The sequence below is a fragment of the Sinorhizobium sp. BJ1 genome (genome assembly GCF_002531555.1).
Classification (GTDB): Bacteria; Pseudomonadota; Alphaproteobacteria; order Rhizobiales; family Rhizobiaceae; genus Sinorhizobium; species Sinorhizobium fredii_B.
Genome location: NZ_NWTH01000115.1, coordinates 1 through 863, shown reverse-complemented (window position 1 = coordinate 863; position 863 = coordinate 1). Strand labels below are relative to the sequence as shown.

1 protein-coding gene is annotated in these 863 nt (G+C 64.3%); it reads left to right on the top strand.

Going from position 1 to position 863, the window contains the following annotated elements; translation table 11 throughout:
* Nucleotides 1–863, top strand: an 863-nt coding sequence (locus tag CO676_RS34315; protein WP_144340265.1) for a transposase, incomplete at both ends; no start/stop codon positions are given.

Sequence of the window (863 nt, the reverse complement as noted above, 5' to 3'; positions counted from 1 at the left end):
ATCGCTGATTTCCGGCGTGACAACGGTGAGGCGATCCGCGCCATCTGCCGCCAGTTCGTCGTGCTCTGTCGCCAGATAGGCCTCCTCGCCGGCGGCACAGTTGCGGTGGATGGCAGTCGCTTCAGGGCCGTGAACACGCGCGATAAGAACTTTACGCCCGGCGCGATCCGCCGCCGCATGGAGCAGATCGATGCCAGCATCGAGCGCTACCTGTCGCTGCTTGACACGGCCGATCGTCAAGAGGACGAGGTGGCGGAGATGCGTAGGGATCGCCTGACTGAGCGGCTCCAACGCCTGCGCCAGCAGATGCGCGATCTGAAAGCGATGGAGCGCGCCATCGAGGCAGCACCCGACCGACAGGTCTCGCTGACCGATCCCGATGCCCGCGCCATGGCCACCAACGGCAAGGGTACCGGCCTTGTCGGCTACAACGTCCAGGCGGCGGTGGACACGAAGCATCATCTGGTCGTGGCGCATGAGGTCACCAATGTCGGTCACGACCGCAGCCAACTCGCCAACATGGGCCAGCAAGCGAAGGAGGCGACCGGCGCGGATGATCTGACCGTGTTGGCCGATCGCGGCTACTTCTCGGGCGAAGAAGTGCTGGCCTGCGACGCGGCGGGCATAAAGGCGATCGTGCCGAAGTCGCTCACCTCAAGCGGCCTGAAACGTGGCTTCTTCGGCAAGCAAGACTTCGTCTTCGACGCCGACCGGGATCTGTATGTTTGTCCGGCCGGACAGGAACTGACCAGAGGCGGGCACCGATCGGATCGCGAAGGCGACGTCATCTTCTATCGCCATCTGACCGCCTGCTCGACCTGCGAACTCAAGCCCCGCTGCACGCCCGAGAAGCTTCGGCGCAT